The following is a 20753-nucleotide window of genomic DNA, read 5'->3' on the forward strand; positions in this document are numbered from 1 at the left end:
GTGGCGGCGGAACACTCTCACAGGTTCAGGCAGGGAGGCAAGCACGGCGCTTGCGTGCAAAGGCTTTTCCGTAAAACAAAAAAGCCGTCGGCAAGGCCGACGGCTTCTTCGAATGGATGCGGCTGCCGGATTATTCGGCGGCAGCTTCCGCGGCCTTTGCGGCTTCGGCAGCTTCTGCTGCGGCCTTTTCAGCGGCGAGCGCCTGGGCGGCTGCCACCTTCTCGGCCTCGAGACGTGCCTTTTCCTCGGCAATGGCCTGGCGCTCGGCATCGTTCAGCTTGCGGGCGCGCGTGCCGGTGTTCTCGACGATACGAGCCGACTTGCCGCGGCGATCACGCAGGTAGTAGAGCTTGGCGCGGCGGACCTTACCGCGGCGCACGACGTCGACGCTTTCGACGAGCGGCGAGTAAACCGGGAAGACGCGCTCGACGCCTTCGCCGTAGGAGATCTTGCGAACGGTGAAGCTCTCGTTGAGGCCGCCGCCGGAACGGGCGATGCAGACGCCTTCATAGGCCTGCACGCGGGTACGCGAACCTTCCGTGACGCGCACGTTGACGCGGACGGTGTCGCCCGGGGAGAATTCCGGGAGGGTGCGCTTGGCTTCGATCTTCGCGGCCTGTTCGGCTTCGAGCTGCTGGATGATGTTCATCGGTCTAACCTTCTGGTTCTTCTGAAACAGCCAGAGCGCTCGACGGTCACCTTCTGGGCCATGGCCTCTAAGGTTAGTCCGTTGCCGGACGGAGCGGATTCGCCATTCTTTGATTGCAGGTCGGCGGGAGTAATCCCAAATCCGTGCGGGCCAATACACCAAACGAACCGGCTTGTCATCCCCTAAAGCGCATCGCGACCTTTCCGATGCCCTCCCTGCGCTTCAGGGTTTTGGTTTTGCGCATGCCGCTGTCGCAAGACCGCTGCGCACGTTTGCGCGACATGCGGCTACGGCAAAAGAATCCCGCGCCGGAAGGGCGGTTCTTCGGGCCTTGCCGCCCTTCCGGCGCCACGCTATCACGCGCTTGAGGAGGGCGCGGCCACAGCCGCCGTGCCCGGGGGAGCATCATGACCGTTTTCGACGCCATCTTTCTGTTCATCGCGGGCTTCCTGTCGGGCGTGGTGAACGCCATCGCCGGCGGGGGTACGTTCCTGACCTTCGGCGCGATGACGCTGACCGGCCTGCCGCCGATCGTCGCCAACGCCACCTCCTCGATCACCCAGTTTCCCGGCTATGTCACCTCGACGCTCGCCTATGCCAAGGAAATCCGCGCCGACTGGAAGGAAGCGCTGCTGCTCGGCGCGCTGTCGCTTGTCGGCGGCCTTGCCGGGGCCATGCTGCTGCTCTCGCTCTCCAATCCCTCGTTTCGCGCGCTGGTGCCGTGGCTCCTGCTGGCGGCGACCGCGATCTTCGCGGCCGGACCCTATCTCAAGCCCAGGACGCTGAGCCCGGAAAAGCCGATCTCGCCGCTCGGCCTCGCCCTCCAGGGCATCACCTCGATCTATGGCGGCTTTTTCGGTGCGGGCATGGGCATCATGACGCTCGCCGTGCTGGGCCTCACCAAGGGCGGCGACTATCACCGGCTGAACGCGCTGAAGAATTTCGTCGCCGTCGTCATCGCGGCCATGGCGATCGTCGTCTTCGCCAGCGGCGGCGTGGTCGGCTGGCCGCAGGCGGCGGTCATGGTGCCGGCGGGCGCGATCGGCGGCTATGCCGGCGTCTGGGCGGCGCGGCGCGTGCCGCAGCCGGTCATCCGCGGCCTTGTGGTCGCGGTCGGCCTTGCGCTGACGGTCTATTATTTCGTGACGGGCTGAGCGGAGAGAAGATCGGGCCGACGCGCGCGCGTCAACTGTTCCGCCTCCTCGCGCCGCCATTTCTCGATCGCCGCGTGGTGGCCGGAGGTGAGCACGCCCGGGATCTCCATGCCTTCCCAGACCTGCGGGCGGGTATAGTGCGGGTGTTCCAGCAGTCCGCCCTCGAAGCTCTCATGCTCGCCCGAAAGCGCATTGCCCATGACGCCCGGCAGGATGCGCACCACGGCGTCGAGCAGGATCATCGCCGCCGGCTCGCCGCCGGAGAGGATGTAATCGCCGATCGAGACCTCTTCGAGCTGCCGCCCATAGATGACGCGCTGGTCGACGCCCTCGAAGCGGCCGCAGACGATGATGGCGCCGTCGCCTGCCGCCAGTTCCCGGACACGGGCCTGCGTCAACGGGCGGCCGCGCGGGCTCATCAGGAGGCGCGGGCGGTTGTCGCCTTCAGAGGCATGGTCGATGGCGCGGGCAAGCACATCCGGCTTCAGCACCATGCCGGCGCCACCGCCGGCCGGCGTGTCGTCGACGGTGCGGTGGCGATCGGTGGTAAAATCGCGGATCTGCACGCAGTCGAGCGCCCAGTCGCCGCGCGCGAGCGCCTTGCCGGAGAGCGATTGCCCGAGAAATCCCGGGAACATCTCCGGATAGAGCGTCAGGATGGTGGCGCGGAAAGCCACGTCACTCTCCGCCGTCTTCTTGCGGCGGACGGCGGCGCCGGCTGCCCGGGCCGTCGTTCCCGTCATCCTCCAGGCCGGCGGCGACGGCGTCGATCAGAAGGCGCCCGCCTTCGAGGTCGATCTCCAGCACGGCCGCTTCGGAGAAGGGAATGAGCACGGGCCGCTTGCCGGGCCCCTTGAGTTCGAGAAGGTCGCCGGCGCCGAAATCGAAGATGCCCGTCACCTTGCCGTGGCTGCGGCCGTCGGTATCGACGGCTTCCAGCCCTTCGAGGTCGGCATAGAAGAACTCGTCCTCGTCCAGTTCCTCGTCCGGGAGGTTGTCGCGCTCGATATAGAGATCGGTGCCGGTGAGCGCCTCGGCGGCATTGCGGTCGTTGACGCCGCGAAAGCGCACCACGACGACATTCTTCGCCTCGCGCACTTCGAGCACCTCGAAGGACCGGCCGTCCTCGGTGTGGAGATGGCCATAGTCGCCGATCGCCGTCGGGTCGATCGTATAGGATTTCACGCGGACCTCGCCGCGCAGGCCCTGTGCCGCGCCGACGGTGCCCATGAGGACGGGATTTTCCAGTTTCGCCATGGTTCGGTTCCGTGTGTATGGGACGCCTAGGCTTTATTACGTTCGCGCCACGGCTCCAAATGAAAACGGGCGGCATGAAACACGCCGCCCGCCAGCTTGATGACAAACCTCGCCCCACCCACTGACGTCATGCTCGGGCCTGACCCGAGCACGACGGAGGAGGGGTTGGTCGCGAAGGATTATTCGCCAGCGGCGGCAGCAGCGGCGTCTTCTTCCTTCTGCTTCTTCTCGGCAGCGCGCTCGAGGGCCTTCTTGCCCGGCTTTGCCTTTTCCGGGTTGTTGCGGGCGTCGCGCTTCACGACACCGGCCTCATCGAGGAAGCGGGCAACGCGGTCGGTCGGCTGGGCGCCCTTGGCGAGCCATTCCTTGGCGCGGTCGGCGTCGATCTGGACGCGGTTTGCGTCGTCCTTGCCGAGCATCGGGTTCCAGGAACCGAGCTTTTCCAGGAAGCGGCCGTCGCGCGGCGAACGGGCGTCGGCAACGACGATCTGGTAGTACGGGCGCTTCTTGGAGCCACCGCGGGCGAGACGGATTTTCAGGGACATGTCATTACTCCTTGGATGTGACGTGAGCCGCTTTTCAAGCGGTGTTCTGGTTTGCGCCGCTGTGTTCAGCGGCAATGGCTTCATGGTGCCGGATCACCTCGTGGATGATGAAGTTCAGGAACTTCTCCGCGAAATCCGGATCCAGATTGGCATCCTTCGCCAGGCGGCGAAGGCGTTCGATCTGGTATTCCTCGCGCGCCGGATCGGCCGGCGGCAGTTCATGCGTCGCCTTGAGCACGCCCACCGCCTGGGTACAGCGGAAGCGTTCGGCGAGCATATGCACAAGGGCAGCGTCGATATTGTCGATCGACTGCCGGTATTCCCCCAATTGCTGCTTGACCTTCGGATCGATCGTCATGCCGCGTCCCCTCACTTCTTCTTCGGCAGGCCGGGAAGGCCCGGAAGGCCGCCGAGACCGGGCAGGCGTCCACCCCCGAGGCCCGGAAGGCCACCGCCACCGCCAAGGCCCGGCAGGCTGCCCGGCTTGATGCCGGCGGCTTCCGCCTGCTTGGCGAGCGCCTCGAGCTGCTTCGGGTCCATCTTGGACAGGTCGGGCATGCCGCCCATGCCGCCGCCAAGGCCCATCTTGCTGGCAAGACCGCCCATCATCTGCTTCATCATGCCGCCCTTCTTGCCGCCCATCATCTTCATCATGTCCGCCATCTGGCGGTGCATCTTCAGAAGCTTGTTGATGTCGCTAGCATCGGTGCCGGAGCCGGCGGCGATGCGCTTCTTGCGGGAATGCTTGAGCAGGTCGGGATTGGCGCGCTCGGCCCTGGTCATCGAATTGATGATGGCGATCTGGCGGGCGAACAGCTTGTCGTCGAGGCCGGCGGCGGACATCTTGTCCTTCATGCCGGCCATGCCGGGCATAAGCCCCATGATGCCGCCCATGCCGCCCATCTTCTGCATCTGTCCGAGCTGGTCGGCGAGGTCGTTGAGGTCGAACTTGCCCTTGGCCATCTTGGCGGCCATGGCGGCCGCCTTCTCGGCGTCGATATTCTCCGCCGCCTTCTCGACGAGCGAGACGATGTCGCCCATGCCGAGGATGCGGTCGGCGACGCGCCGGGGGTGGAATTCCTCCAGCTCGCCCATCTTCTCGCCGACGCCGATCAGCTTGATCGGCTTGCCGGTGACGGCGCGCATGGAAAGGGCCGCGCCGCCGCGGCCGTCGCCGTCCATGCGGGTCAGGACGAGGCCGGTGATGCCGACGCGGTCGTCGAAGTTGCGGGCGAGGTTGACGGCGTCCTGACCGGTCAGCGCATCGGCGACGAGCAGGATCTCGTGCGGATTGGACTTCCGCTTGATCTCCGCCATCTCGATCATCAGCGGCTCGTCGATATGGGTTCGGCCGGCGGTGTCGAGGATGACGACGTCATGGCCGCCGAGCTTTGCAGCCTGCACGGCGCGCGCGGCGATATCGGTCGGCGACTGGCCCGCGATGATCGGAAGGGTATCGATGCCAGTCTGCACGCCGAGCTGGCGAAGCTGCTCCTGCGCGGCCGGGCGGCGCGTGTCGAGCGAGGCCATCAGGACCTTCTTCTTGTCGCGCGTCTTCAACCGGTTGGCGATCTTGCCGGACGTCGTCGTCTTGCCGGAGCCCTGCAGACCCACCATCATGATGACCACGGGGGCGGCGGCGTTGAGGTCGATCGAAACGCCTTCGGAGCCGAGCATCGAGACCAGCTCGTCATGCACGAGCTTGACGACCATCTGGCCGGGCTTGATCGACTTCAGGATTTCCGCCCCGACGGCCTTTTCGCGCACGGCATCGGTGAAGGAGCGCACCACTTCCAGCGCCACGTCCGCTTCGAGAAGCGCACGGCGGACCTCGCGCAGCGCCGCCGAGACATCGGCCTCGGAAAGCGCGCCACGGCCTGTCAGTCCATTGAGAATGGAGCCAAGGCGGTCCTGGAGTGTTTCAAACATCACGTCTTCCTTCTTGTTTCCACGTCAGGCGGAAACATCGGTGCCATCCGCGCCAAAAACAAGACGCAAAGCCGAAAAGCACCCGAGGGCGCATCGCGCTGTCGGGTGTTGACCTCCGGGATCTGTTTATACCGCCAATAGGGTCCCGGTCGGTGGCTGCAAGTCTTGTTGCTTGTCGCAGATGGCGCGGCTTAAACAGCAAAGAGGCCGGAAAGTCAAGGACAGCGGGCAATTCCGCTACGCCGTAAATTTTCCGGGAGGTGGCGAGGGCGCATTGCAGTGCGGCGGGACGCAACCTATCTTTCACCGATGAACCGTCGGACGTTCCTCAAATGGTCGGGCATCGGTGCGCTGGCGACGCTCGCCGGCAGCGGCTTTGCGAGCCGCAGCCTTGCGGCCAAGCGCTATTATGACGGGCCGCTCAGCGACCATTTCGACGGCACGCATTTCTTCAATCCGAACGGCGAGGAGCCGAACAGCTTTTTCGAACTGATGCGCTGGCAGCTCGGGGGCGGGCGCTCCGCCTGGCCGCTCGACTGGCCGAGCCCCTTTCCATCAGCCGTTCCGGAACTGCGTATCGCCGGCGATCGCCTCGTCGTCACGCTGGCGGGCCATGCGGCGCTGCTCATCCAGACCGCCGGCCTCAATATCCTGACCGATCCGGTCTGGAGCGACCGTGCAAGCCCGTTCACCTTCGCCGGGCCCAAGCGGGTCAACCCGCCGGGCATCCGCCTTGCCGACCTGCCGAAGATCGACCTCGTGCTCGTCACGCACAATCACTACGACCATCTCGACCTTGCGACGCTGAAAGCGCTCGCCGAGCGGGACGATTGCCGGATCGTCACGCCGCTCGGCAATGATCGCATCATCGTGCCGACGGTCGACAGGGCGCGCATAACGACGATGGACTGGGGTCGCGCGCTGACGGTGGCTGACGGGGTGACGCTCCATTGCGAGCCCTGCCACCACTGGTCGGCGCGCGGGCTCGGCGACCGGCGCATGGCGCTCTGGTCCGCCTTTCTCATCGAGACGCCCGGCGGAAAGATCTACCATGTCGGCGATACCGGCTTTCACCAGGGCATCAACTACCGGGCGATCCGCGAGAAACATGGGCCGATCCGCCTGGCCAACCTGCCGTTCGGCGCCTATGAGCCGCGCTGGTTCATGCGTCCGCAACACCAGAACCCGGACGAGGCGGTTCAGGGCATGGTGGCCTCCGGTGCGGCCTATGTCGCCGGCCACCATTGGGGCACCTTCCGGCTGACGAACGAGGCGATCGACGAACCGCTCGCCGCGCTGGAAGCGGCGCTCGATGCGGCCGGCATCGCCCGCGAACGGTTTCGCGCGCTGCGGCCGGGCGAAGTGTTCGATGTTCCCGCTGTCGCGGTCTGAGCAAGGCACTGGAAATCCGCGGGATTTTCCGCCATATACGGCCGCAAAGGGCGCGTTCGGCCCGGATGGGCAGAGTGTAATGACAAAGACGGTCGATTTCGCGAAGATGAACGGGCTGGGAAACATGATCCTGGTCGTGGACATGCGCGGCCGCAGCGATGTCGTGACGCCGGAGGCGGCGATCGCGCTCAACGCCGATCCCGCCACCCGCTTCGACCAGATCATGGCGATCCACGACCCGCGGGTCGACGGAACGGATGCCTTCATCGACATCCTCAACTGCGATGGCTCCAAGGCGCAGGCCTGCGGCAACGGCACGCGCTGCGTCGTGCAGGCGCTGGCCGCCGAGACGGGCAAGAAGGTCTTCACCTTCCAGACCGTCGCCGGCATCCTGAATGCCGTAGAGCATGAGGACGGCACGATTTCCGTCGACATGGGCAGGCCGGTCTTCGACTGGAACCGCATCCCGCTCGCCGAAGAGTTCTTCGACACGAGCCGCATCGAACTGCAGATCGGTCCGATCGACGCGCCGGTGCTGCATTCGCCGGCCGCCATGTCGATGGGCAATCCGCATGCCGTCTTCTGGGTCGACCGCGATCCGATGAGCTTCGATCTCGAACGCTTCGGCCCCCTGCTGGAAAACCATCCGATGTTCCCCGAAAAGGCGAACATCACGCTGGCGCAGGTGACCTCGAATGCCTCGATGACGACCCGCACCTGGGAGCGCGGCGCCGGCCTGACGCTCGCCTGCGGCTCGGCCGCCTGCGCTGCCGGCGTTTCCGGCGCGCGCACGGGCCGCACGGGCCGCAAGGTCGCGATAACCGTCGCCAGCAGCCCGAACCGCGGCGTGCTGACCATCGAATGGCGCGGGGACGATCACGTCGTCATGACCGGGCCGGCCGAATGGGAGTGGTCGGGCATGCTCGATCCTTCGACCGGCGCCTTCCGCCGGGATGACGCCGAGGCGGCCGCCCTTTGAGCGGCGTAGAGGTCATAACCTTCGGCTGTCGGCTCAACACCTACGAATCGGAAGTGATGCGCGCCGAGGCCGAGAAGGCGGGGCTGAACAATGCCGTGCTTGTCAACACCTGCGCCGTGACGGGCGAGGCCGTGCGCCAGGCGCGCCAGGCGATCCGCCGGGCTCGGCGGGACAATCCGCATGCCCGCATCATCGTCACCGGCTGCGCGGCGCAGACGGAGAAGCACACCTTTGCCGACATGCCGGAAGTCGACGCCGTGCTCGGCAACGAGGAGAAGCTGAAAAGCGCCTCCTACCGCGCGCTGCCGGATTTCGGCGTTTCGGCGGAAGAGAAGCTGCGCGTCAACGACATCATGAGCGTGCGCGAGACCGCGCCGCAGATGGTGAAGCTGATCGACGGCCATGTGCGCGCCTTCGTGCAGGTGCAGAACGGCTGCGACCATCGCTGCACCTTCTGCATCATTCCCTATGGCCGGGGCAATTCCCGCTCGGTGCCGATGGGCGCCGTCGTCGACCAGGCGCGAAAGCTCACCGAGAGCGGCTACTGTGAGATCGTGCTGACCGGCGTCGACGCCACCAGCTACGGCGCGGACCTGCCGGGCCGGCCGAGCCTCGGATACCTCGCCAAGACGCTGTTGAAGCAGGTGCCGGACATCCGGCGTCTTCGCCTCTCCTCGATCGACAGCATCGAGGCGGACGATCACCTCTGGGACCTCATCGCGGACGAACCGCGCTTCATGCCGCATCTGCATCTGTCGCTCCAGCATGGCGACGACCTGATCCTCAAGCGCATGAAGCGCCGCCATTCCAGCGCCGATGCGCGCGCCTTCTGCGGGCGCGTACGCGCGCTTCGCCCCGATATCAGTTTCGGCGCGGACATGATCGCCGGCTTCCCGACCGAAACGGAAGACATGTTCGCCAATGCGGCGCGGCTTGCGGAAGACTGCGGCATCGCCCATCTGCACGTCTTTCCCTACAGCCCGCGCCCGGGCACGCCGGCCGCGCGCATGCCGCAGCTCGACCGGGCGCTCGTCAAGGAGCGCGCAGGCCGCCTGCGCGAGACTGGAAAACGGCTCGCCGAGGCCCATCTTGCTTCCATGATCGGGAAGCGGGAGATCATCCTCGTCGAGAACAACGGCCTCGCCCACACGGAAAATTTCACGCTCGTCGATGCCGCGGGCCTCAAGCCCCGCGACCTTGTGCCGGTCACGATCACCGGCCACAATGGCAGACACCTGACGATGCGGCCCGAAACCGCCCTCTCGCATAACTAGCGGACACATCCTTCATGGCCCTCGGCTTCATCAAGAAGATCTTCACCTTCGGAAAAGACACCGCCCCCGAGCAGAAGCCGGAGGCGGAAGCGCCGGTCGTCGAGCCGAAGGTCGCCGAGGTCGCGCCTGAACCGGCCGCGGAAAGCCTAGAGCCTGCCGTCGTCGAGGAGCGGGACGCGCTGCTCGACGAGGCGGAGGCCGCCAATCCCGAAGCCGCGCAGCATGTGCCCGACGAAGCCGAGCCGGACATCTATCCGCTGCCGCACGCCCCGGATCTGCCCGTTGCGGAAGACCCGGTCGCGCCCGCCGAGATGGAGACCGCCGGTGGCCCGGCGGATGACGCGCCGGCGCCCGATACGGTGGAGGATTCTACCGAGGAAGAGCCAGTCGCTCCCGTCGAGGAGATCGTCGATGCGGAGCCCGTAGCGGCGGAAGAGATCATCGAGCCGCAGGATGAGATCGTCCCGGCCGAAGAAACGGCGCCTGCGGAGACGGAAGACCCGGTCCTCGAAGAGGCGATCCGCAGCGAGCCGAAGGCCGAGGCGCCCGCCTTGCCGAAGGGTTTTGCGACGGCCGCGCGCGAACCGGTCGTGGACGTCCCGGCGCCGCAGGTGAAGCGCACCTGGTTCCAGCGCCTGCGCGAGGGGCTTGCCCGCACCTCCTCGCAGCTCACCGGCCAGATCAGCAGCCTCTTCACCAAGCGCAAGCTCGACGACGATACGCTGCAGGACCTCGAAGACCTGCTGATCCAGGCCGATCTTGGCGTGGAGACGGCGCTGCGCATCACCGATACGCTCGCCTCCGAGCGCTACGGCAAGGACGTCACGGGCGCGGATGTGTCGCGCATCATGGCGAGCGAGATCACCAAGGTCCTCGATCCCGTCGCCAAGCCGCTGGCGCTCGACCTCAACCACAAGCCGCATGTCATCCTCGTCGTCGGCGTCAACGGCACCGGCAAGACGACGACGATCGGCAAGCTCGCGGCCAAGCTCTCGGGCGCGGGCCTGAAGGTGATGATGGCGGCGGGCGATACGTTCCGTGCGGCGGCCATCGAGCAGCTGAAGATCTGGGCGGAGCGCACGGGCTCCGACATCGTCTCCTCGAAGCTCGGCGCGGATGCGGCGGGGCTCGCCTATGAAGCCTATGAGCAGGCGAAGCTGAAGAAGAGCGACGTCCTGATCATCGACACGGCCGGCCGCCTGCAGAACAAGACGGAGCTGATGGCGGAGCTGGAGAAGATCGTGCGCGTGCTCGGCAAGCTCGATCCCGACGCCCCGCACACCGTTCTCCAGACGCTCGATGCGACGACCGGGCAGAACGCCCTGAACCAGGTGGAGATTTTCCGCAATGTCGCGGGCGTCTCGGGCCTGATCATGACAAAATTGGACGGTACGGCCCGCGGCGGCATCCTTGTGGCGATTGCCGCCAAGCACAAGCTGCCGGTCTATTTCATCGGTGTCGGGGAGGGGATCGACGATCTCGAACCCTTCGAGGCCAAGGATTTCGCGGAAGCGATCGCAGGAGTTGAGGCATGAGCAAGGCAACGCTGGACGCCCCGGCCAAGGCGGAGGAGAAGATCAGCCCGCTCCTCAAGATGGTGCTGGAACTCGGCCCCCTCGTCGTGTTCTTCTTCGCCAATTCCCGCGGTGAGTGGCTGGCCGCGCAGTTTCCGGTTCTGGCCGAGATGGGCGGGCCGATCTTCATCGCCACGGGCCTCTTCATGGCGGCGACGGCGATCGCCCTCGTCGTCTCCTGGGTCCTGACGCGCACCCTGCCGATGATGCCGCTGATATCAGGCATCGTCGTCTTCGTCTTCGGCGCGCTGACGCTCTGGCTGCAGAACGACACCTTCATCAAGATGAAGCCGACCATCGTCAATTCGCTGTTCGGCGCCATCCTGCTCGGCGGCCTTCTCTTCGGTAAATCGCTGCTCGGCTACGTCTTCCACGCCGCCTTCAGGCTCACCGACGAGGGCTGGCGCAAGCTGACGCTGCGCTGGGGCCTGTTCTTCGTCTTCCTCGCGGTGCTGAACGAGGTTGTGTGGCGCTCCTTCTCGACGGATTTCTGGGTGGCCTTCAAGGTCTGGGGCACCATGCCCATCACCATTCTCTTCACGCTGTCGCAGATGCCGCTGATCATGCGCCACTCCGTCGAGCAGCCGGAAGAGGGCAAGGCGCCCTGAGGCGCGTCATCGTCCTGTCACCGAATCTTGGGTGAACCGTCATCGTCCCGTTACCGGACTGACATGCCCGGGACTCATGGTCTGCCCGTCGATTCGCGGGCTTGGCCGGAGGTGGCATGGCGATTGTTCCCGAGACGCTGACGCGGCGCTCGTTCCTTCTCACCGCAGGGGCAGGTGCGCTCGCGACCTCCTCGGCGCTGGCCGTTCCCTATTATGCGCGGCGCCATGGCAGCCCGGTCTTTTCCCACGGCGTGCAGTCGGGCGATGTCGATTGCTCCTCCGGCATGGTCTGGGCGCGGGTGGACCGGCCGGCAGAGGTGACGCTGGAATATTCGACGACCGAGAGCTTCCTGAACGCGTCGCGCCTGCCCGTCGAGAAGGCGACGATCGCGTCCGACAACACGGTCAAGGCGATGCTGCAGGGCCTCTTGCCGGACCAGGACATCTTCTATCGCTTCACCGCCAGCGATCCCTATTCCAGCCATCTCGTCTCCGAGCCGGTCGTCGGGCGCTTCCGCACCGCGCCGATGCGCAAGCGCTCCGTGCGTTTCGTCTGGTCGGGCGACACGGCCGGGCAGGGCTGGGGCATCGACGATGTCGGCATGAAGACCTATTCGACCATGCTGCGGCACGAGCCGGATTTCTTCATCCATTCCGGCGATACCGTCTATGCCGATGGTCCGATCCCCGATGAGATCCGGCTGCGGGATGGCGGGATCTGGAAGAACCGCATCGTCACCGACGAGAAGCGCAACGTGGCGCGCACGCTGCATGAGTTTCGCGGCCAGTGGAAATACAATCTGTTCGACGAGCACCTCCTGTCCTTCAACACGCAATGCCCGACCTTCTTCCAGTGGGATGACCACGAGGTGCTCAACAACTGGTCGGAATCGAGTGACCTTACCGGCGACCGGCGCTATCCGGAAAAGGAGATCGGCGTCTACGAGGCCCGCGCCCGGCGCGCCTTCCACGAGATGACGCCGATCCGCTATTTTCCCACCGAGCCCGGCCGCATCTTCCGCAAGATCGCCTACGGGCCGCTGCTCGACGTCTTCTTCGTCGACCTGCGCTCCTATCGCAGCCCCAACCGGGGCGGCACGGAAAACGGCCTGTTCGGCTGGCGGCAGGCGGATTGGCTGCGGCGGGAGCTGGCGGCCTCGCGCGCCGTGTGGAAGGTCATCGCCTGCGACATGCCGCTCGGCCTCGTCATCTGGGACGACTATGCCAACAGCCTCGGCTACGAGGGTGTCGCCGACGGCCTCAACGGTCCGCCGGCGGCGCGCGAGCGGGAGATCGCCGACCTTCTCTCCTTCCTGCGCGACAACGCGGTCCACAACGTCGTCTGGCTGACGGCGGACGTGCACTACACGGCCGCGCACCACTACGATCCGTCGCGGGCGAAATTCCAGGAGTTCCATCCGTTCTGGGAGTTCGTCTCCGGGCCGTTGCATTCCGGCACCTACGGGCCGAAGCCGCTCGACATGACCTTCGGGCCGGAGGTGCGGTTCATCAAGTCGTCCAAGGGCGGCATCGACAGCAACCTGCCGCCCTCGGCCGGCCTGCAATTCTTCGGCCTCGTCGACATCAACGGGACGAGCGAGGAGATGACGGTGCGCCTGATGGACCGGGAAGACCGGGAACTCTGGAACATCACGCTGCCGCCGGTGCGCGCCTCTTGAGGCCGGGCCCTGCGCGGCGCGGGCAACAGAGTTGCGCCCCGCCTCTTTCGCATTTGCGGAAAAACATGTAAGAGCCCGGCCATTGAAGACGGCGCCCCCCTATACCGCGCGCCCCGAACCTCAGAGATTAAACCATGTCCATCCGCAATATCGCGATCATCGCGCACGTCGACCATGGCAAGACCACGCTTGTCGACGAGCTCCTGAAACAGTCCGGCTCGTTCCGTGAAAACCAGCGCGTCGCCGAACGCGTGATGGACTCGAACGATCTCGAAAAGGAACGCGGCATCACCATCCTCGCCAAGGCCACCTCGGTCGAGTGGAAGGGTCACCGCATCAACATCGTCGACACGCCCGGCCACGCCGACTTCGGCGGCGAGGTGGAGCGCATCCTCTCGATGGTGGACGGCGCGATCGTTCTCGTCGATAGTTCGGAAGGCCCGATGCCGCAGACGAAGTTCGTCGTCGGCAAGGCGCTGAAGGTCGGCCTGAAGCCGATCGTCGCGATCAACAAGATCGACCGTCCGGACGGTCGTCACGAGGAAGTGCTGAACGAGGTCTTCGACCTCTTCGCCAATCTCGACGCCACCGACGAACAGCTCGACTTCCCGATCCTCTACGGTTCGGGCCGCAACGGCTGGATGAACGTCAACCCGGAAGGCCCGACCGATGAAGGCATGGCCCCGCTGCTCGATCTCGTGCTCAAGCACGTTCCCGAGCCGAAGGTCGCCGAAGGCCCGTTCCGCATGATCGGCACGATCCTCGAAGCCAACCCCTTCCTCGGCCGCATCATCACCGGCCGCATCCATTCCGGCTCGATCAAGCCGAACCAGACCGTCAAGGTTCTCGGCCAGGACGGCCAGCTCATCGAAAACGGCCGCATCTCGAAGATCCTCGCCTTCCGCGGCATCGAGCGCACGGCGATCGAAGAGGCCCATGCCGGCGATATCGTCGCCATCGCCGGCCTCACCAAGGGCACCGTCGCCGACACGTTCTGCGATCCGTCCGTCTCGGAAGCACTGAAGGCGCAGCCGATCGACCCGCCGACCGTCACCATGTCCTTCATCGTCAACGATTCGCCGCTCGCCGGCACCGAGGGCGACAAGGTGACGAGCCGCGTCATCCGCGACCGCCTCTTCAAGGAGGCCGAAGGCAATGTGGCGCTGAAGATCGAAGAGTCGGGCGACAAGGATTCGTTCTTCGTTTCCGGCCGCGGCGAACTCCAGCTCGCCGTCCTCATCGAGACCATGCGCCGCGAAGGCTTCGAGCTCGCCGTGTCGCGTCCGCGCGTCGTCATGCACAAGGACGAGGCGACCGGCCAGATGCTGGAGCCGATCGAGGAAGTCGTCATCGACGTGGATGAGGAACATTCCGGCGTCGTCGTGCAGAAGATGTCGGAGCGCAAGGCCGAGATGGTCGAGCTGCGTCCCTCCGGCGGCAACCGCGTCCGCCTCGTCTTCTTCGCGCCGACCCGCGGCCTCATCGGCTACCAGTCGGAGCTTCTGACCGACACGCGTGGCACGGCGATCATGAACCGCCTGTTCCACGACTACCAGCCCTACAAGGGCGAGATCGGCGGCCGCGTCAACGGCGTGCTGCTCTCCAACGAATCGGGCGAGGCCGTCGCCTACGCCCTCTTCAACCTGGAAGACCGCGGCCCGATGGTCATCGATGCGGGCGAGAAGGTCTATGCCGGCATGATCGTCGGCATCCACACGCGCGACAACGACCTTGAGGTCAACGTGCTGAAAGGCAAGAAGCTCACCAACATCCGCGCCGCCGGCAAGGACGAAGCCGTCCGCCTGACGCCGCCGATCAAGATGACGCTGGAGCGCGCGCTCTCCTGGATCCAGGACGACGAACTCGTCGAGGTGACGCCGAAGTCCATCCGCCTGCGCAAGCTCTATCTCGATCCGAACGACCGCAAGCGATTCGAAAAGCAGCGCTCGGCCGGCGCGGCCTGAGCGGTTTTTCCGAAACGGGACGATTTTTAACCCCGGCGCCCACGACAGAGGGGCGCCGGGGTTTTTCATGTGTGTGTCATCGTTTTACGACTTGTGACGTTTGTTAAAAAAGCGTTAACTTTTCGGCGTGCCGCCCGGAACTCGCCTGTGGGCAAAGGAAGCCTCCATGCCCCGCGGGATTCCGGTGGAATCGGTGCCGGAATATGAGTCGTGTTATGAAAACACTGTCGATCGATGTGCGGCGCGCCGAGCCGCAGGATGCACGTGCGATATCCGAGACGCATCGGATATCGTGGCTGCAGGCCTATGGCGGTCTCATCCCGCACAAGCCGCTTATACAGATGGTCGACCGCCGCGGTGAGACCTGGTGGCGCAAGGCGACGCGGGGTCCTGCGACCTTGCTGGTGCTCGACGTCGCCGGCACGGTGGCGGGTTATGCCACGCTCGGCCTCAATCGGGCCCGGGCGCTGCCGCAGGAAGGCGAGATCTACGAACTCTACCTGCGGCCGGAATACCAGGGCATCGGTCTTGGCCGGCTGCTCTTCGGCGAGGCGCGGCGGCTTCTGAAGTCGCTCGGCTGCGAAGGCCTGATCGTCTGGTGCCTGGAGGACAGCGAGCATGCCGAACGCTTCTTCCGCTCCGCCGGCGGGCGCGACATCGCCGAGGGCATGGAGAATTTCGGCGACAAGGAACTGAAGAAGCTCGGTTTCGTCTGGCCCTGAACCCTATTCGACCGCCTGCGGCAGATACCGCATCGGTTCGCCGGCCAGCCTGCCGCGCGCGCCGTGCCATTGCGGCTCGGCCATGCCGCAGGCGAAGTCATGCGCCTCCTCGTCCGCCACCTTGCGGGCGAGGATATTGGCGTCCTTGTTCTCCAGGGCGTCGACATAGCCGACGACGCAGCTTGTCGGGTTCTGCGCCGTCGCGACCGTCGAGACGACGAGGACCTGGCCATAGCGTGTATCGGTGTCGCTCGTGGTCTCCGGGTCGGAGACGAACCAGCGCACGATGGCCGCGACCGGTTTTCCATCCGCCGCAAGCCGCCATTCGATCGTGGCATTGGTGTGGTTGAACGGACCGAAGCTCTCGAAGGCCTCGTCCAGCCAGGCCTTGCCGACCGGGCCGTAGGCCTGGCTCTGGCGGAGGTCGCCTTCCTTGAAGTAAACCGGAAAATCCTTGTAGCCGGCGCATTCAAGGGTGATGCTCGGGCCTTCGTCCTCCTGCGAGAGCGTCTTGCAGGCGTCGAGATTGCGGTCGGAATAGGCGCTCTCGTTGGCCTGGGCGGCCGAAGCGGCGAGGGCGGCGACAAAGAGAAGGGGCATCAGGCGCATGGATCATCCTCCGGTCTTCATGGAGACGGGGCACGGAGCTCGTCTATTCGCCTCCGGCGAAAGTCATGTTGCACTGCAATGGGATTCGCATTAGGAAGCCCGCGAACCGAACCATTCCACCTGAGGGAGCCCCCCATGCGTATCGATGCGATTTCCGTTGGCAAGAACCCGCCGGACGACGTGAACGTCATTGTCGAGGTGCCGGTCGGCGGCCATCCGATCAAGTATGAGATGGACAAGGAAGCCGGCGCCCTCGTCGTCGACCGTTTCCTCTACACGCCGATGACCTATCCCGGCAATTACGGCTTCGTGCCGCACACGCTCTCGGAAGACGGCGACCCGATCGACGTGCTGATCGCCAACACCCGCCCGCTCGTTCCGGGCTGTGTCATCAACGTGCGCCCGATCGGCGTCATGGTCATGGAAGACGATGGCGGCAAGGACGAGAAGATCATCGCCGTGCCGGTGCCGAAGCTGACGCGCCGCTACGACAAGGTCGAGAACTACACCGACCTGCCGGAGATCACGCTGAAGCAGATCGAGCACTTCTTCGAGCACTACAAGGATCTGGAGCCCGGCAAGTGGGTGAAGATCGCCGGCTGGCAGGACGTTACCGTCGCCAAGAAGATGATCCTGGAAGCCGTCGAGCGTTATCAGGCGAGCAAGAAGTAAGCGCTCAGCGCGCTCCGGCGCCTTCAAGTCTTGAAACGATGTCCTCCGGATCGCCGTCGATCCGGAGGATTTTCTTTCTCTGGGTGTCGCCGCTGACAAGGCGCACAGCGGACTTGGCCACGCCGGCCGCCTTGGCAATCAGCGCCACCAGCGCCTTGTTCGCCCTGCCCTTGTCGGGCGGATCACTGACGCGGGCCTTGAGGTAGCGCTCGCCGTCGGCGCCGGTTTCCCAGCCGTCGATCGCATCGCGCCCGCCGTTCGGCGTCAGCCGCACCGTCAGGCGCACATGATCGCCATGGCGGCGGAGCGCGGCGCCGGCCTGTTCGGTCACGGCGCCAGGAGGGCCGGCGCCAGCACGCTGCGGATCACCTGCTCCAGGAAGAACAGGATGACGAGCACGACGAGCGGCGAAAGGTCGACGCCGCCGAAATTCGGCAGGACGCGGCGGATCGGGCGGTAGATCGGTTCGGTCAGCTGGTAGAGCGAGCGGCCGATGGTCGCGATCACCTGATTGTTCGCGTTGATGACGTTGAAGGCATAGAGCCAGGAGAAGATCGCCGAGGCGATCACCAGGAACCACGCTATGCTGATGATGAACAATAGGGTGTTGATGACCGCTATCATTGATGTCTCCAATTGGTTTCGTCTCGACATGTAGCCATTGCGCGCCCTGCCAGCAAGGCCGGGCGCCGGGCGGTGCGGCAACATGTTTAATGGCGCGGGGCCCGACGCCGTCGCGGCAAGCGCCCTCAGGCCTCGTGGAAGATGCGCTCGAGGAAGGACGTCATCCAGAGGCGGAGCGCCGCATCGTGCAGGAGGCGCCCGTCGAGATGGGCGCGGCCGGCCTGTGCGCCCGGCAATTCGAAACGGTGCGCGCCGCGCACCACCCAGCGATGCATCATGGCGAGCGTCAGTTCGCCGTGGAACTGGATGCCCCAGGCATTGTCGCCGTAGCGGAAGGCCTGGTTCTCGTAGTGGTGGCCGGTGGCGAGCAGCGTCGCGTCCCGCGGCAGGTCGAAGCCCTCGCGATGGAACTGGTAGACCATGTCCGGCCAGGCCATCAGCGCCGAGCCCGCCTGCGTCGCCGCCAGCGGATACCAGCCGATCTCGGTCCAGCCCTCCGCATGGCCGAAAACCGTGCCGCCGAGGTTCTTCACCAGCATCTGCGCGCCAAGGCATATGCCGAGGAAGGGGCGGTTCTCGGCAAGGGGCACGGAGAGCCAGTCGATCTCCGCGCGCACATAGGCCTCGTCGTCATTGGCGCTCATCGGCCCGCCGAAGACGACCGCGCCCGCATGATGGGACAGCGTGGCGGGCAGCGGATCGCCGAGCACGGGGCGGCGGATATCCAGCGCATGGCCCATCGCCTGGAGGATCTGCCCGACGCGGCCGGGGCTGGAGGTCTCCTGATGCAGGACGATCAGGACGGGGCGCTTGCGGCGCGGCTTGTGCGGAAAATCGAGCATGGCTCAGCCTTCGTCCGGCTGCTCCGGACCTGCCGCGGCGCCCACGCGTTCGGCCACTTCCTGCCGCTTCATGATGCGCTCCCGGCCGGAGACGCCGAGCAGGTCCGCGATGCGCCAGATGGCATGGTCCTCCATCTCGCTGCGCTCGCCGTCGGCATAGACGATCTCCCAGAGCAGGCCGATCAGGTCGACGCGCTGCTCCTCGGAAAGCTGGCGCTTCAGCTCCGAGGTGAAGCGGAAGAAATCGATCGCCTCGCTCTCCGCATCGGTGCCGGCGGCAACCAGCGCGTCGAGCTCGGTCTCGTCGAGGCCGTAGAATTCCTTCAAGCGGGCGCGCAGCGCCTTCTTCTCGACATCGAGGATCTTGCCGTCCGCTTCCATCACCTGGATGCACAGCGCCATGACCGCGACACGCGGGTCGTCGGCAGCAAAGGTCGGTCTGTCACCACCGGAAAGGCTCGCCAGAAACTGCTGCAAGCGTTCGAACATTCAGTGTCGCCCCGTTCCTCAAGCCCTGGAAGGTTTCCGCATCTTTCCGATCAGCGAAAACGCCGCCTTCGTCCGTCAGCCTTCAGTTTGGAGCGATCCCGCTGAACCGGAATTGCTCCAGCTTCTTGTTTTCACCGCATTGTCCCACGCCGAGGCGATGCCGCTTCGGCCGGACATGCCCTAGAACAGCCGGAAGCCGCTCGTCCCGTCCCGCTTGACGGCGCCTTCCTTGACGCCCGGATCATCCGGCAGGCCGAAGAAGGGGCGCTCCTCTTCCTCTGCGGCCACCGTCTCCCTGACCTTTTCCGGTGTTGCCGCCTTCACCGGCGCAGCCTCCACCACCGTGGCGACGACGACGGGCTTTTGCACGACTTCCACCGTCTCGACCTTTGCGATCTCTTCGACCCGTGCGGCGGGCTTGGCCTCGATGGCAAGCGGCGGCAGGGTGCGGAGCGCCTCGTCAACGGCGGCGGTCGAGCCTTCCTCGATCGGTCCGTCGAGCGGGCTGACCGGCGTCTTCCACTCGAAGGCGTCGAGGCGGCCGGTGACCGGCGAGACGGCCCGCCATTCCGGTGCCGTGATGCCGTCGGCCGTCCAGGCCGGATCGCGCGGTGCCTTCAGCGCCTGGTTCATCCAGTGGCGGATGCGGCCCTGGTCGCCCGTCTCGGCATCCTCGATGTCGGCGAGCAGCAGGAAGGCGCTTTCGCGGGGCGACAGGCGGGCGGCCGCTTCGGCCTTGCTGCGAGCGAGCGCGAAGTCGCGCGTTTCCAGCGCGGCTTCCGCGACGGCATAGAGCGCTTCGGCATTGTTCGGGCGCATCGCTTCGAGCTTTTCCGCCCGCTTCAGGCGGTCGGTCGCCGAATCGCCGCTGCGCGCACGGACATAGAGTTTCGCGACATCGCCATGGGCCGTGGTCTTCCAGAGTTTTTCCAGGATGGCGGCGGCCTTGCGCAGGTTGTCCTCGCGCAGATAGGCCTTGGCCGCGATGAGGCCGGCGGGCACGAAGGTCTCGTCGAGCTTCAATGCCTGCTGGGCGTCCTCGCGCGCGCCCTTCGGATCGGCATCGAGCCTTGCGGCGGCGCGGGCCGTCAGCAGCACCACCTTGCGGCGGGCATGCGTCTTCTTCTCCTCGGCCGAGCCGGAGCGGCCGTCGCCGAGAAGTTTCAGCGCCTCGTCCCAGTCCCCGGCTTCGGAGCGATATTCCAGCGCGGCTTCCGCCGCCCAGGGAAGCTGCGGGGCCTTTTCCGCGGCACGTTCGGCATATTGCCGGGCGGCCTCGTTGGCACCGAGCCGGCGGGCCTCCAGATAGAGGCCGCGCAGGCCGAGTTCGCGCGTTTCCGGATCATCCGCCATCAGCTCGAATTTGCGGCGCGCGTCGTCATAGCGGCCCTCGATCATCGCCGCCTGCGCCTCGAGCAGGTGGATGAGCGGCTCCTGGTCGGCGCTGAGCAGGCCCTTCGTGCGTCCCAGCATCTTCCGCGCACCGGCGGCATCGCCCGCGCCGGCGGCGATGAGGCCGGTGGAGAGCGCCTGGTAGCCGCGGTCGCGCTTGCGGGCGCGGAAATAACGCTGGATCGAGTGCGGCGATGTCCACACGACGCGCACGATCCACCAGGAGAACATCACGGCGGCGACCAACGAGACGACGAGCGTGGCGGCGACCATCAGGCTCATGTCGGCCCGCTGGCCCTGCCAGATGATGGAGAGCTCGCCGGGACGGTCGGCAAGCCAGGCGAAGCCGGCGGCGAGCGCGAGGACGAAGAGGGCGAAGACCAGAATGCGAATCATGAA

Annotated in this window: 22 protein-coding genes; 10 read left to right on the plus strand and 12 right to left on the minus strand. The window is 65.8% G+C overall.

Annotated features, from left to right (window positions below):
• Window positions 1-130: 130 nt before the first annotated feature.
• On the minus strand, window positions 131-649 hold the full coding sequence (gene rplS / locus EV665_RS13775) for a 50S ribosomal protein L19 (RefSeq protein WP_064331782.1): 519 nt from the start codon (window positions 647-649) through the stop codon (window positions 131-133).
• Window positions 650-1056: 407 nt separating this feature from the next.
• Here rplS and EV665_RS13780 point away from each other — a divergent pair, with 407 nt between their 5' ends.
• Window positions 1057-1803 (plus strand): sulfite exporter TauE/SafE family protein, encoded by a 747-nt coding sequence (locus EV665_RS13780; RefSeq protein ID WP_064331781.1) that lies wholly within the window; start codon window positions 1057-1059, stop codon window positions 1801-1803.
• On the opposite strand, the gene trmD is transcribed toward EV665_RS13780, so the two are convergent.
• The 5 genes from trmD to ffh all read right to left on the minus strand — a co-directional run bounded on the left by trmD (window position 1785) and on the right by ffh (window position 5534).
• Window positions 1785-2480, minus strand: coding sequence for a tRNA (guanosine(37)-N1)-methyltransferase TrmD (gene trmD / locus EV665_RS13785; protein WP_133034522.1), 696 nt, complete (start codon window positions 2478-2480; stop codon window positions 1785-1787). The two genes, EV665_RS13780 and trmD, sit on opposite strands and share 19 nt — an antisense overlap.
• A gap of 1 nt (window position 2481) precedes the next feature.
• Window positions 2482-3060 (minus strand): ribosome maturation factor RimM, encoded by a 579-nt coding sequence (gene rimM / locus EV665_RS13790; protein WP_064331779.1) that lies wholly within the window; start codon window positions 3058-3060, stop codon window positions 2482-2484.
• A gap of 179 nt (window positions 3061-3239) precedes the next feature.
• Complete coding sequence (gene rpsP / locus EV665_RS13795; protein ID WP_064331778.1) at window positions 3240-3605, minus strand: 30S ribosomal protein S16; 366 nt, start codon at window positions 3603-3605, stop codon at window positions 3240-3242.
• A gap of 34 nt (window positions 3606-3639) precedes the next feature.
• Entirely contained in the window at window positions 3640-3963 is a 324-nt protein-coding gene (locus EV665_RS13800) for a chorismate mutase (RefSeq protein ID WP_133034523.1), read from the minus strand.
• A gap of 11 nt (window positions 3964-3974) precedes the next feature.
• The gene (ffh, locus tag EV665_RS13805; RefSeq protein WP_133034524.1) at window positions 3975-5534 is read right to left on the minus strand and encodes a signal recognition particle protein; all 1560 of its coding nucleotides are present in this window, start codon (window positions 5532-5534) and stop codon (window positions 3975-3977) included.
• A gap of 309 nt (window positions 5535-5843) precedes the next feature.
• On the opposite strand from ffh, the gene EV665_RS13810 reads away from it, so the two are divergent.
• The 8 genes from EV665_RS13810 (at window position 5844) to EV665_RS13845 (ending at window position 15726) form a co-directional block, all read left to right on the plus strand.
• The gene (locus EV665_RS13810) at window positions 5844-6926 is read left to right on the plus strand and encodes an MBL fold metallo-hydrolase (protein WP_133034525.1); all 1083 of its coding nucleotides are present in this window, start codon (window positions 5844-5846) and stop codon (window positions 6924-6926) included.
• Window positions 6927-7005: 79 nt separating this feature from the next.
• Complete coding sequence (dapF, locus tag EV665_RS13815; protein ID WP_133034526.1) at window positions 7006-7905, plus strand: diaminopimelate epimerase; 900 nt, start codon at window positions 7006-7008, stop codon at window positions 7903-7905.
• Window positions 7902-9179: a tRNA (N(6)-L-threonylcarbamoyladenosine(37)-C(2))-methylthiotransferase MtaB gene (gene mtaB / locus EV665_RS13820; protein WP_133034527.1), complete on the plus strand. Its 1278-nt coding sequence runs from the start codon at window positions 7902-7904 to the stop codon at window positions 9177-9179. The genes dapF and mtaB overlap by 4 nt, the downstream gene beginning before the upstream one ends.
• A 14-nt stretch (window positions 9180-9193) precedes the next feature.
• Window positions 9194-10714: a signal recognition particle-docking protein FtsY gene (gene ftsY, locus EV665_RS13825; protein ID WP_133034528.1), complete on the plus strand. Its 1521-nt coding sequence runs from the start codon at window positions 9194-9196 to the stop codon at window positions 10712-10714.
• The gene (locus EV665_RS13830; protein ID WP_064331771.1) at window positions 10711-11361 is read left to right on the plus strand and encodes a septation protein A; all 651 of its coding nucleotides are present in this window, start codon (window positions 10711-10713) and stop codon (window positions 11359-11361) included. The genes ftsY and EV665_RS13830 overlap by 4 nt, the downstream gene beginning before the upstream one ends.
• A gap of 116 nt (window positions 11362-11477) precedes the next feature.
• Window positions 11478-13040 carry an alkaline phosphatase D family protein gene (locus EV665_RS13835; protein WP_133034529.1) on the plus strand — a complete coding sequence of 521 codons (1563 nt, stop codon included), beginning with the start codon at window positions 11478-11480 and terminating at the stop codon, window positions 13038-13040.
• A gap of 134 nt (window positions 13041-13174) precedes the next feature.
• Entirely contained in the window at window positions 13175-15004 is a 1830-nt protein-coding gene (gene typA / locus EV665_RS13840; RefSeq protein WP_064331769.1) for a translational GTPase TypA, read from the plus strand.
• 215 nt (window positions 15005-15219) lie between these two features.
• Window positions 15220-15726: a GNAT family N-acetyltransferase gene (locus EV665_RS13845; RefSeq protein ID WP_064331768.1), complete on the plus strand. Its 507-nt coding sequence runs from the start codon at window positions 15220-15222 to the stop codon at window positions 15724-15726.
• A gap of 3 nt (window positions 15727-15729) precedes the next feature.
• On the opposite strand, the gene EV665_RS13850 is transcribed toward EV665_RS13845, so the two are convergent.
• Entirely contained in the window at window positions 15730-16335 is a 606-nt protein-coding gene (locus EV665_RS13850; protein WP_133034530.1) for a hypothetical protein, read from the minus strand.
• 135 nt (window positions 16336-16470) lie between these two features.
• Between EV665_RS13850 and ppa the strand changes: the two genes are divergently transcribed.
• Window positions 16471-17007 carry an inorganic diphosphatase gene (gene ppa, locus EV665_RS13855; protein WP_064331766.1) on the plus strand — a complete coding sequence of 179 codons (537 nt, stop codon included), beginning with the start codon at window positions 16471-16473 and terminating at the stop codon, window positions 17005-17007.
• Window positions 17008-17011: 4 nt separating this feature from the next.
• Here ppa and EV665_RS13860 read toward each other — a convergent pair whose 3' ends face one another.
• From EV665_RS13860 to EV665_RS13880, 5 genes are all read right to left on the minus strand, one after another.
• Complete coding sequence (locus EV665_RS13860) at window positions 17012-17338, minus strand: DUF167 domain-containing protein (RefSeq protein ID WP_133034531.1); 327 nt, start codon at window positions 17336-17338, stop codon at window positions 17012-17014.
• Entirely contained in the window at window positions 17335-17631 is a 297-nt protein-coding gene (locus tag EV665_RS13865) for a YggT family protein (RefSeq protein ID WP_133034532.1), read from the minus strand. The genes EV665_RS13860 and EV665_RS13865 overlap by 4 nt, the downstream gene beginning before the upstream one ends.
• 125 nt (window positions 17632-17756) lie before the next feature.
• Window positions 17757-18473: a glutamine amidotransferase gene (locus EV665_RS13870; RefSeq protein ID WP_064331763.1), complete on the minus strand. Its 717-nt coding sequence runs from the start codon at window positions 18471-18473 to the stop codon at window positions 17757-17759.
• Window positions 18474-18476: 3 nt separating this feature from the next.
• A complete protein-coding gene (locus EV665_RS13875; RefSeq protein WP_133034533.1) occupies window positions 18477-18962 on the minus strand; it encodes a tellurite resistance TerB family protein in 486 nt (161 codons plus the stop codon).
• 180 nt (window positions 18963-19142) lie between these two features.
• Window positions 19143-20750, minus strand: coding sequence for a heme biosynthesis protein HemY (locus EV665_RS13880; protein WP_133034534.1), 1608 nt, complete (start codon window positions 20748-20750; stop codon window positions 19143-19145).
• Window positions 20751-20753 lie beyond the last annotated feature (3 nt).

It is taken from the genome of Shinella granuli (genome assembly GCF_004341885.1).
GTDB classification, from domain to species: Bacteria; Pseudomonadota; Alphaproteobacteria; order Rhizobiales; family Rhizobiaceae; genus Shinella; species Shinella granuli.

What these genes read in the sequence shown, in the direction of transcription:
- EV665_RS13865 (WP_133034532.1), bottom strand. Translation starts at nt 17,631, where the DNA reads ATGATAGCGGTCATCAACACCCTATTGTTCATCATCAGCATAGCGTGG.
- EV665_RS13800 (WP_133034523.1), bottom strand. Translation starts at nt 3,963, where the DNA reads ATGACGATCGATCCGAAGGTCAAGCAGCAATTGGGGGAATACCGGCAG.
- EV665_RS13870 (WP_064331763.1), bottom strand. Translation starts at nt 18,473, where the DNA reads ATGCTCGATTTTCCGCACAAGCCGCGCCGCAAGCGCCCCGTCCTGATC.
- rplS (WP_064331782.1), bottom strand. Translation starts at nt 649, where the DNA reads ATGAACATCATCCAGCAGCTCGAAGCCGAACAGGCCGCGAAGATCGAA.
- EV665_RS13850 (WP_133034530.1), bottom strand. Translation starts at nt 16,335, where the DNA reads ATGCGCCTGATGCCCCTTCTCTTTGTCGCCGCCCTCGCCGCTTCGGCC.
- EV665_RS13780 (WP_064331781.1), top strand. Translation starts at nt 1,057, where the DNA reads ATGACCGTTTTCGACGCCATCTTTCTGTTCATCGCGGGCTTCCTGTCG.
- EV665_RS13830 (WP_064331771.1), top strand. Translation starts at nt 10,711, where the DNA reads ATGAGCAAGGCAACGCTGGACGCCCCGGCCAAGGCGGAGGAGAAGATC.
- EV665_RS13880 (WP_133034534.1), bottom strand. Translation starts at nt 20,750, where the DNA reads ATGATTCGCATTCTGGTCTTCGCCCTCTTCGTCCTCGCGCTCGCCGCC.
- dapF (WP_133034526.1), top strand. Translation starts at nt 7,006, where the DNA reads ATGACAAAGACGGTCGATTTCGCGAAGATGAACGGGCTGGGAAACATG.
- ftsY (WP_133034528.1), top strand. Translation starts at nt 9,194, where the DNA reads ATGGCCCTCGGCTTCATCAAGAAGATCTTCACCTTCGGAAAAGACACC.
- EV665_RS13810 (WP_133034525.1), top strand. Translation starts at nt 5,844, where the DNA reads ATGAACCGTCGGACGTTCCTCAAATGGTCGGGCATCGGTGCGCTGGCG.
- rpsP (WP_064331778.1), bottom strand. Translation starts at nt 3,605, where the DNA reads ATGTCCCTGAAAATCCGTCTCGCCCGCGGTGGCTCCAAGAAGCGCCCG.
- EV665_RS13835 (WP_133034529.1), top strand. Translation starts at nt 11,478, where the DNA reads ATGGCGATTGTTCCCGAGACGCTGACGCGGCGCTCGTTCCTTCTCACC.
- rimM (WP_064331779.1), bottom strand. Translation starts at nt 3,060, where the DNA reads ATGGCGAAACTGGAAAATCCCGTCCTCATGGGCACCGTCGGCGCGGCA.
- EV665_RS13845 (WP_064331768.1), top strand. Translation starts at nt 15,220, where the DNA reads ATGAAAACACTGTCGATCGATGTGCGGCGCGCCGAGCCGCAGGATGCA.
- ppa (WP_064331766.1), top strand. Translation starts at nt 16,471, where the DNA reads ATGCGTATCGATGCGATTTCCGTTGGCAAGAACCCGCCGGACGACGTG.
- ffh (WP_133034524.1), bottom strand. Translation starts at nt 5,534, where the DNA reads ATGTTTGAAACACTCCAGGACCGCCTTGGCTCCATTCTCAATGGACTG.
- typA (WP_064331769.1), top strand. Translation starts at nt 13,175, where the DNA reads ATGTCCATCCGCAATATCGCGATCATCGCGCACGTCGACCATGGCAAG.
- EV665_RS13875 (WP_133034533.1), bottom strand. Translation starts at nt 18,962, where the DNA reads ATGTTCGAACGCTTGCAGCAGTTTCTGGCGAGCCTTTCCGGTGGTGAC.